This is a genomic window from Mesorhizobium sp. M0140 (assembly GCF_040322475.1).
GTDB lineage: Bacteria > Pseudomonadota > Alphaproteobacteria > Rhizobiales > Rhizobiaceae > Mesorhizobium.
The window spans coordinates 303791-319770 of sequence record NZ_JAMYTM010000002.1; the positions used below are offsets into that span (position 1 = coordinate 303791).

Sequence of the window (15980 nt, forward strand, 5' to 3'; positions counted from 1 at the left end):
CTGGCGAGTTGTCGCCGAAGCAAGGCAAGGTCGAGCCATTCCCCCTCTCCGTCTCGGCTTCGCCGAGCCACCTCTCCCCCCATTCGTGGGGGCGAGGAACCCGCATCCTGCCAAGTTCGCGCCTTCTTTGAGCGTCTCACATCGCGGTAAAGCCGTTATCCACAAACAGATGCGTGCCGTTGACGAAGCTCGACTCGTCGCTGGCCAGGTAGAGCGCTGCCCTCGCCACCTCTTCCGGTTCGCCGATGCGGCCCTGCTGCGCGGCCAGCGCCGCGTCGGAGACGTCGACGCCGAGCCTGCCGAGGTCGGCGACCTCGCGCAGGCCGTGCGGCGTGCGGATGAAGCCGGGGCAGACCGCATTGCAGCGGATGTTGCGGTCGCGGAACTCGACGGCGATGGCGCGGGCGAACATGTGGCAAGCGCCCTTGGTGGTGTCATAGAGCACTTCGTTGGGAGTCGCCGCCACCGCCGAGATCGACGAAGTACAGACGATCGAGCCGCCGCCGGCCGCAATCATGCCGGGCAAAACGGCGCGCGTCATCAGGAACATCGAGCGCACATTGACGGCATGCAGCCAGTCCCATTCCTGGACCGTCGTCTCCAGGAAGGGTTTGATGACGATGGTGCCGGCGTGGTTGAACAGCACGGTGACCGGTCCGAGTTTTTCGATAGCACCCTTCACCGCCGTTTCGACCTGGGCTTCGTCGGAGACGTCGGCGATGAAATGCTCGGCTATCTGTCCCCGCGCGCGTATCGCCGCTGCGGTTGCGGCGGCCGCCTCGCCGTTGCGGTCGATGATCGCCACCTTGGCGCCTTCGGCGGCGAACGGCTCCGAAGCCGCTCCGCCCATTCCCGTCGCTCCTCCCGAAATGATGGCGACCTTGCCGGCCAGTCTTGTGCCCATTTTTCTGCCCCTGTGTGACGATTTCGCTTTGCTGGTTGGGCGATGCTACCGCGCCCGTGCCGGGCGGCCAATCCACGAATTGAGCGCAGCGAGGGCAAGGCCATAGGTCCATTCGGACGCAGAAGCAAAAAACGGACGCGCCATATGGATCGGCCGTCCGAGCGCTCCCTCTAAGCAAGTGCCTACCAACTTCCGGCATCATAGGAGAAAATTATTCTGTCTTTAGCCCAAAAATAGCAATCGACAAAGTCTACCAGTTTTATAGATTAATCGCCGAGACGGAGGTCGATATGTCCTACATCCAGAACGCCCAGACGGATCGCAGCGCTCAGCGGTCGGCCAATGCCCAGGCCTTTCGCCCGGCCTATGCCGGGGCTTTCGCCTATCTCGTCTTTGCCCTTGCGTTCGTGTTCACCGGGGCAGTTGTTCTGGGCCTTATTCCCTGAGTCGTCAGATCGACCGGGGTTAGCTGCCCACCGCTTTCAGGCAATCGGAGTTGAATGAACCGAATCCTCGGCGTGCTTTCGCGCGCCCGACACAACGGAGGACATGGCAATGCCGATCGAGTTCACGCATATTCCGGGTAAGACCGCCGATGCCGCGGTTCCCTTTTTCTACGACTTTGCCGAGACCGCGACCAAGCTCGGGCTGATCGAGGATGGCGGCTTCCGCAAGATCGTCGTCGACGATTCGGCCGGGCTGCTGACCAACATGGATCTTGCGGCCCAAGTGCTCGATCGCACCTCGTCGCTGGAAGTCGTGCTCACCCATTGGGCGGGCGTGGTCGAACCGACCGTGGCAGCCCGCCAACTGGCGTCGATCGACAGGAAAAGCGGCGGACGCCTGGCGCTGAGGATGATCAGCGAGCCGCTGAGCGACGCCGACGCCGAAACACGGCCGGTCGGGCACACCGTCATTTGGCAGCGCATAGACGAATATCTGGTGTTGCTGAAGCGGCTGTGGTCGAACGACCGGCCCTTCGACCACGAAGGAACGTTCTACAGCATCAAGGGCGGCTACGTGCCGCGCAAGGGACCGCACGGCGCCGACCTGGTCATCCGCATGGGCGGGCAGTCCGGAACGGCACTCAAAGTTGCCGGCCGGCATGCCGATGTCTTTGAATTGGCACCGGGCTCGATCGATGAGATCCGGCAATTGATGGAGCGGGTGCGCCGCTCGGCCGCCGAACATGGCCGGGCCGGCAAGCTGCGCTTCGCGCTTCCGGTCGGGATTCACCAAGGTGCTTCCGCCTCCGGCCACAAGGCGATCGATGTTGCCGGGCCGCCAGCCCAGGCCGCCCTGTCGCTGCTTGCCTATGCAGCCCTCGGGATCGATGAATTCATGATTGTCGGCGTCGACACGCCGCGTGAGATCGCAACGGTCGGCCGGGAAACCATCGCCCTGCTGCGCAATTCGCTGGCGCGTCGCGAACACGAGGCATTCCAGCCTGGGGCATATGCGTCTCGTGCAGGATTGGAGACGCGCGCAACGGGCTGAGTTCTGGCCTACGGAATGAAAGCTATTCCGGTAACGCCGAGATCCTTCACACCCCCCTCTGTCCTGCCGGACATCTCCCCCGCAAGGGGGGAGATCGACAGCTTCACCCGCAGCGCTCGTCTTGCCACGTTGGCGATTAGTGAAAGCCGAGATGACAGCCAATCTCCCTCCTTGCGGGGGAGATGGCCGGCAGGCCAGAGAGGGGTGCTGTCCCGCCGGCATTGATCTTGGCGCCCTAACTCGCCATGCCCGACAATCGCGACAAGCCTTCAATGACAGCGCTGGAATCAGCGAGCGCGCCAAAGACGCCATCCTCAACCGTCACCATGTGAAGCGCTGCTTCGTGCGCTTGTCTGTCGCCGCTGGCGCAAGCGTCCGAGATCGTCAGGCATTGGAAATTCCGGTCGCAGGCTTCGCGCAGCGTGGTGTGGACGCAGACATCCGTCGTGCATCCGGAAAACATGAGATGCGTGATGCCTTGCGCGCGCAGGACAAGCTCGAAATCCGTATAAATGAAGGCGCTGTTGCAGGTCTTGTCGACAATGATGTCCTGCGGCGCCACATCGATCTCCTGAACGATCTGGAACCCCGTGCCCGAGCGCAGCAGGATATCGGTGCCGTCGAGACCGGCGCGCTTGCGGCGCCATTTTTCGTAAGGCGTCATATCGGCCATATCGGCCCGCTAGCCCTGCCTCGTGTGGATGACCCTGACGCCGGCCTTGCGCGCGGCCGCGATCAGCCGGCTCACCGTCGGCAGGATCGCCCTTAGAGGCGACGGGTCATAGCCCTGCCTGGCGAAGTAGCCTGATGTCGAAAGGAAATCCTGCTGCAGGTCGATGACGATCAGCGCGGTGTTTTCGGCCACCAGCCTGCCGTCATAGGGGAAATCGAAGGGCGTTGCCTTGATCATCCGGGGCTCCCTGCTTTGGGCCGCCACCATAGTGGATCAGCGCGACGACACCAGATGCTGGGCGTCGTGCAGGCGCCGATAGATGCCGCCGGCGCGGAGCAGTTCGCTGTGCGAACCCTGTTCGACGACGCCGGACTCCGAGACGACGACGATGCGGTCGGCGCCGCGGATCGTGGCCAGCCGGTGTGCGATGACCAGCGTGGTCCGGCCCTCGGCAAGTTCGGCCAACGACTTCTGGATTTCGCGCTCGGTCTCGGTGTCGAGCGCCGACGTCGCCTCGTCGAGGATGAGGATCGGCGGGTTCTTCAGGAACATGCGGGCGATCGCCAGCCGCTGCTTCTGGCCGCCGGACAATTTTACGCCGCGCTCGCCGATGATCGTGTCAAAGCCGGCCGGCAGGCCCGATATCATGCCGTCTAGCTGCGCCCGCCGCGCGGCATCGGTGATGGCCTCGTCGGAGGCGCCGAGACGGCCATAGGCGATGTTTTCGCGGATCGAGCCGCCGAACAGGAAGACATCCTGCTGGACGATGCCGATCTGGCCACGCAGCGAAGCGAGCGTCATGTCCCTGATATCGATGCCGTCGATGCTGATCCGCCCGGCGCTGACTTCGTAGAACCGCGGCAGCAGCGAACATATGGTGGTCTTGCCGGCGCCCGACGGGCCGACGAAGGCGATGGTTTCGCCGGCGTGAATGGCGAGATCGATATCCCTGAGCACCGGCTTGCCGTCACCATAACCGAAGCTCACACCGCGATATTCGATGTCGCCCTTGAGCCCGCTGGCGGTAACGGCATCAGGCCGGTCGGCGATGTCGGGTTCGGTGTCGAGCAGCTCGGTGTAGCGGCGGAAGCCTGCAATGCCTTTTGGATAGGTCTCGATCACCGAATTGATCTTTTCGATCGGCCGCACGAAGACGCCGACCAGAAGCAGGAAGCCGACGAAGCCGCCATTGCTCAGGCCTCCCGTAATGACGAGGTAGCTGCCGGCGATCATGACCACGAGCTGGATCAGCCTGATGCCCATATAGTTCAGGGAATTGCTGGCCGACATGATGCGGTAGGCGTCGAGCTTGGTCTGGCGGTAGCGCTGGTTGTCATGCGCGAAAAGCGTGCGCTCATGCTCCTCATTGGCGAAGGCCTGGACGACGCGCATGCCGCCGACATTCTCCTCGATGCGGACGTTGAAATCGCCGACACGCCGATAGAGCGCCTGCCAGTTGCGCTCCATGCGGTCGCCGTAGCGCATCGTCACCCAGGCGATCAGAGGCACGATCACCGCCGTGATCAACGCCAGATGCATGTTGACCGTGAACATCAGCACGAAGGCGCCGGCGAAGGTCATGATGGCGATGAACAGGTCCTCGGGGCCATGATGCGCGATCTCGCCGATCTCCTCGAGATCCTTGGTGACGCGGCCGACGAGATGGCCGGTCTTGTGATTGTCGTAAAAGCGGAACGACAGTTTCTGCAGATGATCGAAGCTCTTGCGCCGCATCTCGGTCTCGATGTTGATGCCGAGCATGTGGCCCCAATAGGTGACGACCGCCATCAGCACCGTGTTGAGCAGATAGATCACCAGCAGCCCGGTCGAGGCGATGATGATCAGCGTCCAGTCCTGCTGCGGCAGCAGCTGGTCGACGAAGGTGCGGACCGCCATGGGAAAGCCGAGTTCGAGCAGACCGGCCAGCACCGCGCAGGAGAAGTCGAGCGCGAACAGCCCCTTCCAGGGCGCGTAGTAGGAAAGGAAACGTCTGATCATCGAGGTGAACCGCAAGCTGTCTTGATGGACGCGGCGAGGGCGCCGGCCGCCATCGATGGGCGCTGCTTACAATCGGCAGGGCAGGGCCGGCAATATGCCAGGGCCGACTTCATTGCCTGCCTTTCCACATCAGCGCCATGAAATAGGGGCCGCCCACGAAGGCGGCGATGAGGCCGGCCGGCACTTGCCAGGGAAAGATCAGCGTCCGCCCTGCCCAGTCGGCGGCAACGAGGATCAGCCCGCCTGTCATGGCCGAGGCCAGAAGCTGCGGCACGGCGCGGCGGAAGCCGAGCATGCGTGCGAGGTGCGGCGCCATCAGGCCGACGAAGCTCAGCGGGCCGATGACCAATGTCGCGGTTGCGGTGGCTAATGCGGTGAGCGCAAGCAATGTGGCGCGAACACGTCCCAGTCGCAGGCCAAGGCCACGCGCGGCGGTTTCGCCGAGCGGCAGTATATCGAGCCAGCGCGCGGTCAGCGGCGCCAGCGCGAGGACGGCGACCGCGACCGTTGCGGCGGTGAGGGCATCATTGGGTGTTGCGCGATAGGTCGATCCCGACAGCCAGGTGAGCAGGAAGTCCATGCGCGGATCGCCGCTGGCCAGAAGCAGCGCGGCGAAGGCGGACGCGACCGTCGCAACGGCGACGCCGGCAAGCAGCAGCCGTTCCGGCGACAGGGCATTGCGCCGCCCGGTCAAAACAACGATCGTCAGCGCCAGCATGGCGCCGGCGAGGGCGGCGCCGAGCATTGCCGCGCGGTTGAAGCCGTCGCTGAGCAACAGCAGCGCCAGCACGCCGAAAGAGGCGCCGCCGGAAATGCCCAGGACCTCGGGCGCGGCCATCGGGTTGCCGGTCATGCGCTGCATCAGCGTGCCGGCGACGGCGAGCAGGACGCCCGCCGACAGGGCGACGACGACGCGAGGCGCTCGCAGAGCAAGCAGCTCGGTCAAATCCTCGGATGCGATCCAGTGCCAACCGCTTGCGCCACGGCCAAAGCCGATGGCGAGAACAACCGCGAGGATGAGCGCCAGCAGGCCCGCGATCAACGGCAGGCCGTTTGACGGCAGGCGTACCGACGACACCATGTCGGTCTGCCTTTCGGGAGTGGTTCGCATTCGCGGCAACAGGAACAGCAGCAGCGGCGCGCCGAGCAAAGCGGTCGCGGTGCCGGCGGGGATTTCGCCGGCGAACGGCAGATGCTGCACCAGACGGTCGGTGAGCCAGAGCAGGGTGCCGCCGCCCAGCGGCGACCAGACCAGGCGGCGGCCAAGCGTGCGCGCTCCGGCCAGCCGCGCCAGCGCCGGGGCGGCGAGCGCCACGAAACCGATGACGCCCACCTCGGCGACGACCAGCGCGCTGAGCGAGACGGCGACAGCCATGCCGGCAAGGCGGATGACGGCCGGCCGGGTGCCGAGCGATGCCGCGCCGTCGTCGCTGAGATCGAGCAGCCGGAGGGGTCGCCAGAGCAGGAACGCGGCGCAGATGCCGGCCAGCAGCCACGGCGCCAGAGCAACGACCTCCGCGTCGCCATTCTGCACCAGCGAGCCGCTCTGCCAGATGAACAGCTCCTCGGTGTATTCGCGGTTGAGCGCCATCAGCAGCGCGCCGGCCGAGCCGAAAGAGAGGCTGACGACGAGGCCGGCGATGATGATCGACACTGGCGAAAAGCTGCGCCCGCGCGCCAGTGCGAAAACGGCTGATGTGGCGAGCGCGCCGCCGGCCAGCGCCACGCCTTCGCGCCCACCTTCCAGCAGCCACGGCGCGTAAAGAGTGGCGGCCGCCAGAGCGAGGCTCGCTCCGGCATTGGTGCCGATCGTGGTCGGCTCGGCCAGCGGATTGCGCAGCACATGCTGCATGATGGCACCGGCGAGACCAAGTGCAGCGCCGGCCAGCATGCTGACAGCGACACGCGGCAGGAAGGCATAGCGATACAGCAACTGCGCTGGATCGGATGTGTCGGGGGCGGTGAGCGCCTGCCACCACAGGTGCGTAGGCAGAAGGTGGATGAGATCGAAGACGGTCAGCATCAGCGCCAGCCCCGCAGGCACGGCTACCAACAGGATAAGCGCGCCGATGCCGTCGCTCTGTCGCGGCAGGGACATTGCCTGGGCGATCATGCCGCTGCCACGAATTCGGCGAAACGCGCGGCAGCAGTGAGACCGCCGAACGGCCAGACCGGCGGAATGGTCCGCACTTGGCCGTTCCGGACGCAGGGCAGATTGGCCCAGAGCGAGCTGCGGGCAATCCTGATCCTGATGTGCGGCGGGATAGGATCGAGCGAGATCAGCTGCGCCTCGCCGACGGCGACCAGTTCCTCGATGCCGACCGTCGAAAAACCCCATTCATTGGTGGCGCCGGTCCAGGCGTTGACGAGGCCGAGCCGGTCGAGGACATCCTGCAGCAGGTTGCCGGCGCCGTAGACGCGGACATGGCGATCATCGAACATGCTGACGACGCAGACCGGTTTTTGCACCGCCCGCTCCAGCCTGGCGCGGGCGTGCGCGATCGAGGCTTTGATGCGCCCGACAAGGTTTTCTGCTTCCGCCCCACGGCCAAGCATGTCGCCAAGCTGCAGCGTCACCTGTTGCGCCTGCGCGTAAGGTGGAGCCTTGCCGCTGTAGAACGGAACGTTGAAGGTCGGCGCCAGTCTGGTGAAGCTGCTCTCGTCCAAGCCATAGCCATAGGCGCCGACGATCAGGTCGGGTCGCAATTCCCTGAGCAGTTCGAGATTGGGTTCGCCGCGCGATCCCAGGTCGACGGTGGCCTGCGGCAGTGCCGGGCCCTGCACCCAATCGCCATAACCCCTGATGTCGCCGACGGCGAGCGGCGACAGGCCGAGCGAGACCACGATTTCGGCCGATGTCCATTCCAGGCAGACGACGCGGGCAGGTGCCGCGCGTGCCATGCCGCCCGGCAAGGCGAGGCCGGTCGCGGCGAGGCCGGCAAGATACTGGCGCCGTGTCAGCGCCGCCATTTTGGGTCGGCCCGCCACCTTGCTTCTACCATGTGTATTTCACCGAACCGTTGATCCTGCGGCCCTCGCCGTAGAAGCAGCCGAAGCCCGAGGAGAAGCAGGAGGCGACGTAGCGTTTGTCGAACAGATTGCTGGCATTGAGGCTGAGCGTGGCGTTCTGCCAGGCGTAATGCACCGCCGCGTCGGCGAGCACGACCGACGGAACCTTGAAGCTGTTGGCGTCGTCGCCATAGGTCGAGCCGACATAGCGGACGCCGGCACCCAGGCCGAGACCTTCGAGCTTGCCGCTCATGAAGGTGTAATTGGCCCAAAGCGATGCGGAATGGGCCGGCACGCCGAAGGGCATGTTGCCTTCGTTGCTGACCCAGACGCCGTTGACGTCTTCGACAGCGGTCGCCTTGGTGATCTTGGTGTCGAGGTAGGTGTAGGCCGCTCTCAGATCGAGGCCCGCATCCAGGCTCGCCACGGCTTCCAGTTCCACGCCGCGCGAACGGATCTCCCCGGTCTGGAACAGATCGTTGGGTGAGCCCTCATTGCCGGAACGCACGACATTCTGCCGGGTCAAGTCGAAAACTGAGGCCGTGATGAAGGAATTCCAGCCGGTCGGCTGGTACTTCAGCCCGATCTCGTATTGTCTGCCGGTCTCGGGCACGAACAGATTGCCGTCGCTGTCGGCGCCCGCCACCGGCTGGAACGATTCGGAATAGCTGACATAGGGCGCAAGCCCGTTGTCGGCGAGGTAGACGAGCCCCGCCCGGCTGGTGAAGGCGTTGTCCTTCTGCTCGGGAATGTAGCCACCGGCCAGATTGTCGTAGACCTTGGCGTCCGACCAATCCTGGCGGCCGCCAAGGGTCAGCCGCCAGTTGCCGAGCTTGATCTGATCCTGCGCATAGAGGCCAACTTGCTGCTGGGTGGTGTCGGTATCGGTATAGGGCGTCAGATCACCGATCTTGTAGCCGTAGATCGGATCGAAGACGTTGAAACCGTCCTCGACGGTCCCTTCCGAGGCATAGTCGCGGTAAGTGTAGCGTTTGTAGTCGAGGCCGACGAGCAGCGTGTGGGCAAGCGGCCCGGTGTCGAAATCGGCTTGTGCCTGGTTATCGATGGTGACGCCGCTGAGCTTGGTGCCACCGGCATCTGCATAACGGTAGTAGTCGCCGCTTGAAGGTTCCAGGCCGTTCGAGTCCGTCAGTCCGCCACCAAAGACGCCTTCCTCGGAGTGGGTAAGGTGGACGTAGCGGGCATGCTGTCGAACCTGCCAGGTTTCGTTGAAACGGTGATCGAATTCGTAGCCGATCGAGGCCTGGTCGTTGTTGTAGGAGTCGAAGCCGGGTTCGCCGACTAACATGCTGTTCGGCAGGTACTTGCCGTCCTTGCCCGGTATGACCGCGCCGTAGGCAGGCAGATACTGCATCGCCCATCCCGAGCGATCGCGCTGATAGTTGGCGAGGATGGTCAGGCTGGTGTCGGCATCTGGCTGCCAGGTGATCGCCGGCGCGATGAAGATGCGGTCGTCCTTGACGAAATCGGTCTGCGTGTCGCCCATGTGAGCGGCACCGGTGAGGCGAAACAGCAGCGACTTGTCGGAGTTCACGGCACCGCTGAAGTCGAACCTGCCTTCATACCGGTTGAAGCTGCCACCACCGAATTCGACCTCGCGCAGGTTTTCCTCGGTTGGCCGTTTGCTGACATAGTTGATGATGCCGCCGGGGCTTGCCTGGCCATAAAGCACCGACGCCGGTCCGCGCAGCACCTCGTAGCGTTCCGCGCCATAGGAATCGAGTGCGGTGAACAGGGTGAAATTGCTCTCCTTGAGCTGCAGCCCGTCCCTGTAGAAGACGCCGCTGGCGTTCGAAATGCCGCGCAACTGCAGGCCGAGGCCGCGATTGTCGGTGCCGTAGAGATTGCCGGTGGCGCCGGGTGTGTAGCGCAACGCGCTGTTCAGGCTGTCGACGGCTTGCGCTTCCATCTGGTCCCTGGTGATGACCGATATCGATTGCGGCGTCTCGATCAGCGGCGTGTCGGTCTTGGTGCCGGTGGAGCCCTTGGTGGCAACGTAGCCCTTAACCGGCCCGAATGCGCTTTCGACACGTTCCTGGACGTTGATCGGGTCCAGGGTGGTGGTGACCGTCTCCTGGGCCAGTGCATGGCCGCAGCCAAGCAGGGCCGGCAGCGACACCGTTGCGATCAGCAGGCGCTTGCGCGCCATCCGGTTCTGCCAAATCGGTCCATGTCCTGAAATCATCCGGTGCGCCTCCTATTTCCCAATTCCGTGCCGATATCGCCGGTCGCGACGATTTGTTGATCATTGCAGTCATCTTCAATGTTGACTAGTAAGGTCATGTTTCATAGTCAACCGGGCATGACCTGTCGAAAGCCGGATCTGGAAATGCGGGCGGCCGCACTGGAGAAAAGCCATGAGCATGGCTGGAATTGATGCCCAGACTGCCTTCCATATCGATGCCGTACGCTTTGCCGTCGGCGAGCGGACGCTGCTCGGTCCGGTTTCGCTCGAACTGGAGCGCTCGCGCGTCTATGGGCTGATCGGCCACAATGGTTCGGGCAAGTCGACGCTTATCAAGCTCATGGCGCGCCAGCAGCCGGCGAGTTCAGGCGCCATCACTTTCGCCAGGCGTCCGTTGCCGCAATGGGGTGCCCGCGAATTTGCCCGCGCGCTTGCCTATCTGCCGCAGACGACGCCTGCGGCGACCGGCCTGACCGTGCGCGAACTGGCGACGCTCGGGCGCTATCCCTGGCATGGCGCGCTTGGCCGTTTCCGCGCCGAGGACAGGCAGCATGTCGAGGAGGCGCTGGCCCTGACCGATATGGAGGGTTTTGCCGACCGGCTGGTGGACGAATTGTCGGGCGGCGAGCGCCAGCGCGCCTGGCTCGCCATGCTGGTGGCGCAGAACGCCGGCGTCATGCTGCTCGACGAGCCGATCTCGGCACTCGACATCGCCCATCAGGTCGAGGTGCTCGGGCTGGTCAAGGAGCTCAGCCGCAAACGCGACCTATGTGTCGTCGTCGTGCTGCACGATCCCAACATGGCGGCGCGCTACTGCGACGAACTGATCGCGCTGAAGGACGGCAAGCTGCTGACGCGCGGCACGCCCGGCGAAATCATGCGCAGCGATGTGCTGAAAGGCATTTTCGGTGTGGAGATGGGCGTGTTCGCGCACCCCGTCACCGGCCAGCCTGTCGGCTATGTGCAGTGACAATATCTGATGCGGCGGCGGGAAATAAAAGGCGGCAGGCCGCTGTGAGAACAAGGAAGAAGCTGTTGTCGAGAACTGGTTTGTTGGCGGCGTTGGTCGCATCCGTCATCCTGTCGGCCGGCAGCGCGATGGCCCAGGAGCAACCCGCCGGTGCCGCGCCGGCGATCGAAACCCCCGCCGTGCCCGCAGCCCCAGCGCCGATTGCACCCGCACCCGCCGCACCGGCAGTCGCTCCGCCGGCCACAATGGCGCCTTCGCAGCCAGGCACGCAGCCGAATACGGCCGCGCCGGCCGAGACCGGACCTTCGACGGCGATGGAGATGACCTTGCCGCATGACCTGTCGCCATGGGGCATGTTCATGGCGGCCGATATCGTCGTCAAGGCAGTGATGATCGGGCTGGCCTTTGCCTCCCTCGTCACCTGGACGATATGGTTGGCCAAGTCGCTGGAGCTTTTCGGCGGCAAACTGCGCATCCGTCGCGCCGTGCGGGCGATCAGCGAGGCCGCCACGCTGAAGCAGGCCAGCCGTACCCTTGACCGCAGCGGCGGTCCCGGCGCGCTGCTGGTGCGGGCGGCCGAGGAGGAGACCGCACTCTCGGCCGGCGCGCTCGATCATGTCTCGGGCGACGGCCTCAAGGAACGGGTCACGTCGCGCCTGTCGCGCATCGAGGCGGCGGCGGCGCGGCGCATGTCGCGCGGCACTGGCGTGCTGGCGACGATCGGCTCGACAGCGCCCTTCGTCGGCCTGTTCGGTACGGTCTGGGGCATCATGAACGCCTTCATCGGCATCTCGCAGGCGCAGACCACCAATCTCGCAGTGGTCGCGCCGGGCATCGCCGAGGCGCTGCTGGCCACCGCGATGGGCCTGGTCGCGGCCATACCGGCCGTTGTCATCTACAACGTCTTTGCCCGCTCGATAGCCGGCTATCGGCAGATCCTCGCCGATGCCGCCGCCGGGGTCGAACGGCTGGTCAGCCGCGACCTGGACTTCCGCACCGTTGCGCCGGCAACGCCACTGGCGGCGGAGTAGGCGCCATGGGAAGCAGAATCCGACAGGCCATGGATGATGATCTCGAGGAAAGCCACGAGATCAACGTCACCCCGTTCATCGATGTCATCCTGGTGCTCTTGATCATCTTCATGGTCGCGGCACCGCTGGCCACGGTGGATGTCAATGTCGATCTGCCTGGTTCGACGGCAACGCCCGCACCGAGGCCCGAGACACCGCTGTTCCTGACGCTGAAGGACGATCTGACGCTGGCGATCGGCAATGACAGCGTGCCGCGCCCGGCTTTCGCCACGACGCTGGACGCCAAGACCAAGGGCGACAAGCAGACGCGCATCTTCCTGCGCGCCGACAAGGCGGTCGCCTATGGCGACCTGATGGAGGCGATGAACCTATTGCGCGGTGCCGGCTATCTGAAGATCGCGCTGGTCGGCCTGGAGACGGCTCCCGCGTCCAATTCTCCGGCGCCCGCAGCCACGGGTGCGCCGACGCCATGACGCAGGCGGTCGCTGTGCCCTCGGTCCAGTTGTCGCGCTTCGGTTGGCGCGACCTTGGCTTGTGGGCCGGTGCTGCCGCGCTGGTCCTTGGAGCCCATGTCGCGGTCGCCTATGCAGTGCAGAACCTCACAATGGTCACCGAAGCGGATGGCGGTCCCCCCCCCGCGCAGATGATCGAGATGGCACCGATGGTGGTGATGCCGGCCGTGGAAGAACAGGTCGCCGCGCTGGATGCGGTGACGCCAGATCAGACCGAACCGACACCGACGACCGAGCCGACACCTGAAGAACCGGTCGAAAAGGCGGAGCCGGTTGTCGAGCCGCCGGAAGCGGTCGCGCCAGACGAGACCCAACCCACCCAGACCGAAACGATTGAAGAGGTCGATCAGCCGCCGCCGGATGAGGTCGTCCCCGATGTTGCCGAGGCTGTCACGCCCGACGTCGTCATTCCCTTGCCGCAGCCGAAACCGGTCGAAGCTGTCAAAGACAAGAAACCGGTCGCGGCCAAGGCGAAAAAGCCTCTCGAGAAGCCCAAGCCGCGGCCTAAGAAGGAGAAGGCAGCCCCGCCGAAGACGGCAACCGCCACCAGCGCCGACGCACGGCCCGCGGCCAGGACCGCCGCGCCGAAGTCGGCCGAATCGACGTCTCGCTCCGGCGACTCCAGCAAATGGGACTCCCGTCTGGGTGCCTGGATCAAGCGGCACACGCGCTATCCCAGTTCTGCCAAGGCCCGACGCGTCGAAGGCAGGCCGTATGTCGCCTTCACGGTCGACTCGTCCGGCCGGGTCCTGTCCGCCAGGCTCTCTCGTTCCTCGGGGGATGCGGATCTGGACCGTGCGGCGCTCGCCGTGCTGCAAGGCGCCACGGTGCCGGCACCGCCACCGGAACTTGGTTCGCGTCTGAGCCGTACAGCGCCGTTCGTGTTCAGCCTGCGCAACTAGAGCATTCACCGTTTCACGGAAACGGCGAGCTGCTCTAACTCTTTGTTTTGACGCAATTCTCTAGGGAAAGCGCTACGCGCCTTTCCCGGGAAAAGCGCGTAGCGCTTTCCCTAGAATTGCTCTAGAGCCGAACTTGATCGGGCCGGCCTGTCAATAGGCCAGTGACAGGCTCAGGGCCTCGACCTGTTCGAGATAGAATCGGCATTTCGTGCGCAAGGGCCCGAGGCCCGGGTCATCGGCGCCGTTGATCTCGACGGTCTGCATCATGAAGTCGAAATGGGCGTGGAAAGCGTCCACTGTACCCCAGAGACTGTCGGCCTGGCAGCTGTCGGCAATCGCCATCGAGACGAGTTGGCGGGCCTCGATCCGCGCGGCGTCAGGCGACGGCGGCCGCCTGGCGATCAAGACGTCGAGCCGGCTGAAAATGCTTTCCCTGGCATCGACGCTTCTGATGTTGGCTATCATGTTCATGTGCAGGTCCCCCTTGGCATTCCAGACGCGCAATAGGTTCCGGTCCGAAATTGAAAAACTGGTGATCGGAGCATTTTCAGCGGCGCCAATGAACGCGTCGCGTTTGGGCGGGCGACATGCATCAAGCTTGAGCGACCGACCGCCGGTCCTGCGGGCAGGATGCAATCAGGGCCGGGATGGCGGTTGCATCGGAGGGGTGGCCCCTGATGATGTTGGCGACCTCGGCATCGGCCTGCTCGAACCAGTAGACCATGTCGGCGCGGCGCAGGTCCGTCGCGGCCTTCTTCAGCAAGGGCAGCAGGCTTTGCAACGCGCACAGTGTCTCCCACCGGTTTGGGGAGGTCGAGCCGGCCACCGCGCATGCGGCTGACGATTGCATGTCGCTACGCTCTCCGTGGCTGGACGGCCCGAGTGTCTTTTGCCTGCGCCTTGGGGTGCAGCGGGTTGCCGCTGAGCTGCGCATGCCTGGCCGGCCGTGCGCCGCGAAGAACGTCGAAGGCCTCTGCATAGGCCATGCCGAGCAGATAGGAGATCATCGGAAAACGGCTGGCTTCGGCCATTTGCACGAGCTCATTGGTCATCGACGAAATATATTGAAGACTATCGATTTCCGACTGGCGTAAGGATTGATTTGGCACGTGCTGCTCCTGTCTCTGGTTATACCTAGGGAACGCGTTACTGGCCGCGATGCACATAGTTGGTCGACTAATTGATGGATTGGCCCGCCGTCGAGGGATCTCTTTCCGGGGTCGAGAGGGTCAAGGCATAGATCGGTGCGTCGGTGAAACTGTCGAGACCAAGCAGCCGCTTGATCGCGGAATGACTGAGCGCGGCTGTCGGACATGCCGACAGGCCATGGTTGGTCGCCGCCAGCATGATGTTCTGGCCGATATGGCCGGCCTCGATCAGCACGACACGATAGGCGTTGGCGTCCTCATATTTCCACATCGTGCGATCGAGCCTGGCGCAAAGCAGGACCAGGCACGGCATGGCGTCGGCCCACTCCTGTCCGCCGACCAGTTCGGAGATCTTCGGCAGATGGTTTGCAGAAATCCTGCCAAGGTCGTGATCCGCGGCGGAATAGTGATAGACACCGGGTTCGAGGCCATCGACGCCGAGCGCGACCACATAGGCCTCATAGGGATTTCGCGCGCCGCCTGAAGGGGTCATGCCGAGCGGCAGGGTGCCAACGCAATTGGCGGTCTCGCCGATGATGCCGAGCCCTGCGAACAGGCAATCGGAAAGCTGTTTGGCCGTGATGGTGGGCTGAGCCGCCGTGCGGTTGGTGCGGCGCCGCGCCATCAAGCTGAGAAGTTCATTGTCTTCCAGTGCATTCGGCAGCTGGATGGCGCCCGCGGAATTCTTGAGCATGAGGTTCGGCTGCGGCGTATGGCCGGCGCGTTCTATCTGCCGCTCTTCCGCTTGCTCGATGGTCATGTATTCGCTGTCCTGGACGCAGAAATGCATCAGCGCCGTCGGAAGCCCCCAACTCCATTGTCCTGAAAACTGTTCCTCCTGCTCGGCGAGAGGCGATCCGGCTGTGACCAGCGCAGAGAAATCGAGCAACTGGGGAACGACAGCCTTCAACTCGGACTTCGACCATCCATGGGCGCGGGCAATGTCCGCCGTCGATGCCCATTTGTCCCACGATGCGAGAAGGCCGACCATCTCGGGGCTGCATTCAAACACGCTTCTGGTCAGGAAGTTGCATGCCGTGACCTTGTTCGGTCCGGGGTAGAAAACAAGCGTTTTCGAAGAGCGCATTTTCATGAAGCTGGTTGCCATCTGCGGAGCCGAGGCGCCGACA

15 protein-coding genes and 1 pseudogene are annotated in these 15980 nt (G+C 64.2%); 6 read left to right on the forward strand and 10 right to left on the reverse strand.

All coding sequences use genetic code 11. The annotated features are described in order from the left end of the window. Positions 1–136 precede the first annotated feature (136 nt). A complete protein-coding gene (locus NKJ37_RS03460) occupies positions 137–904 on the reverse strand; it encodes an SDR family NAD(P)-dependent oxidoreductase (RefSeq protein ID WP_352772704.1) in 768 nt (255 codons plus the stop codon). Between the two features lie 290 nt (positions 905–1194). Here NKJ37_RS03460 and NKJ37_RS03465 point away from each other — a divergent pair, with 290 nt between their 5' ends. After that, complete coding sequence (locus NKJ37_RS03465; RefSeq protein ID WP_023811179.1) at positions 1195–1350, forward strand: hypothetical protein; 156 nt, start codon at positions 1195–1197, stop codon at positions 1348–1350. A gap of 109 nt (positions 1351–1459) precedes the next feature. After that, positions 1460–2401, forward strand: a complete 942-nt coding sequence (locus NKJ37_RS03470) for an LLM class flavin-dependent oxidoreductase (RefSeq protein ID WP_128304108.1) — start codon at positions 1460–1462, stop codon at positions 2399–2401. Between the two features lie 235 nt (positions 2402–2636). Here the strand turns inward: NKJ37_RS03470 and NKJ37_RS03475 are convergent. The 5 genes and pseudogenes from NKJ37_RS03475 to NKJ37_RS03495 form a co-directional block, all read right to left on the reverse strand. Next, positions 2637–3311 (reverse strand): annotated as a pseudogene (locus NKJ37_RS03475) (cysteine hydrolase family protein). Between the two features lie 36 nt (positions 3312–3347). Further along, positions 3348–5072 (reverse strand): ABC transporter ATP-binding protein, encoded by a 1725-nt coding sequence (locus NKJ37_RS03480; RefSeq protein ID WP_352442124.1) that lies wholly within the window; start codon positions 5070–5072, stop codon positions 3348–3350. A gap of 109 nt (positions 5073–5181) precedes the next feature. Beyond that, a complete protein-coding gene (gene fhuB / locus NKJ37_RS03485; RefSeq protein WP_352442125.1) occupies positions 5182–7185 on the reverse strand; it encodes a Fe(3+)-hydroxamate ABC transporter permease FhuB in 2004 nt (667 codons plus the stop codon). Beyond that, complete coding sequence (locus NKJ37_RS03490) at positions 7182–8042, reverse strand: ABC transporter substrate-binding protein (RefSeq protein WP_352772706.1); 861 nt, start codon at positions 8040–8042, stop codon at positions 7182–7184. The genes fhuB and NKJ37_RS03490 overlap by 4 nt, the downstream gene beginning before the upstream one ends. Before the next feature lie 25 nt (positions 8043–8067). Beyond that, the gene (locus NKJ37_RS03495; protein ID WP_352772708.1) at positions 8068–10251 is read right to left on the reverse strand and encodes a TonB-dependent siderophore receptor; all 2184 of its coding nucleotides are present in this window, start codon (positions 10249–10251) and stop codon (positions 8068–8070) included. 214 nt (positions 10252–10465) lie between these two features. Here NKJ37_RS03495 and NKJ37_RS03500 point away from each other — a divergent pair, with 214 nt between their 5' ends. The 4 genes from NKJ37_RS03500 (at position 10466) to NKJ37_RS03515 (ending at position 13702) form a co-directional block, all read left to right on the forward strand. Then, positions 10466–11257: an ATP-binding cassette domain-containing protein gene (locus NKJ37_RS03500; protein ID WP_164762277.1), complete on the forward strand. Its 792-nt coding sequence runs from the start codon at positions 10466–10468 to the stop codon at positions 11255–11257. A 65-nt stretch (positions 11258–11322) separates the two neighbouring features. Beyond that, positions 11323–12288 (forward strand): tonB-system energizer ExbB, encoded by a 966-nt coding sequence (gene exbB, locus NKJ37_RS03505; RefSeq protein WP_352722569.1) that lies wholly within the window; start codon positions 11323–11325, stop codon positions 12286–12288. A gap of 5 nt (positions 12289–12293) precedes the next feature. Continuing rightward, on the forward strand, positions 12294–12761 hold the full coding sequence (gene exbD, locus NKJ37_RS03510; protein ID WP_352442129.1) for a TonB system transport protein ExbD: 468 nt from the start codon (positions 12294–12296) through the stop codon (positions 12759–12761). Beyond that, entirely contained in the window at positions 12758–13702 is a 945-nt protein-coding gene (locus NKJ37_RS03515) for an energy transducer TonB family protein (protein ID WP_352772712.1), read from the forward strand. The genes exbD and NKJ37_RS03515 overlap by 4 nt, the downstream gene beginning before the upstream one ends. Positions 13703–13852: 150 nt before the next feature. Here the strand turns inward: NKJ37_RS03515 and NKJ37_RS03520 are convergent, their stop codons facing one another. From NKJ37_RS03520 to NKJ37_RS03535, 4 genes are all read right to left on the reverse strand, one after another. Next, positions 13853–14173, reverse strand: a complete 321-nt coding sequence (locus NKJ37_RS03520; RefSeq protein ID WP_352772714.1) for a hypothetical protein — start codon at positions 14171–14173, stop codon at positions 13853–13855. Positions 14174–14294: 121 nt separating this feature from the next. Continuing rightward, entirely contained in the window at positions 14295–14552 is a 258-nt protein-coding gene (locus NKJ37_RS03525) for a hypothetical protein (RefSeq protein ID WP_081734866.1), read from the reverse strand. A 4-nt stretch (positions 14553–14556) separates the two neighbouring features. Next, positions 14557–14811, reverse strand: coding sequence for a hypothetical protein (locus NKJ37_RS03530; protein WP_023811699.1), 255 nt, complete (start codon positions 14809–14811; stop codon positions 14557–14559). Positions 14812–14878: 67 nt separating this feature from the next. Continuing rightward, entirely contained in the window at positions 14879–15841 is a 963-nt protein-coding gene (locus NKJ37_RS03535; RefSeq protein WP_352772716.1) for a SagB/ThcOx family dehydrogenase, read from the reverse strand. Positions 15842–15980 lie beyond the last annotated feature (139 nt).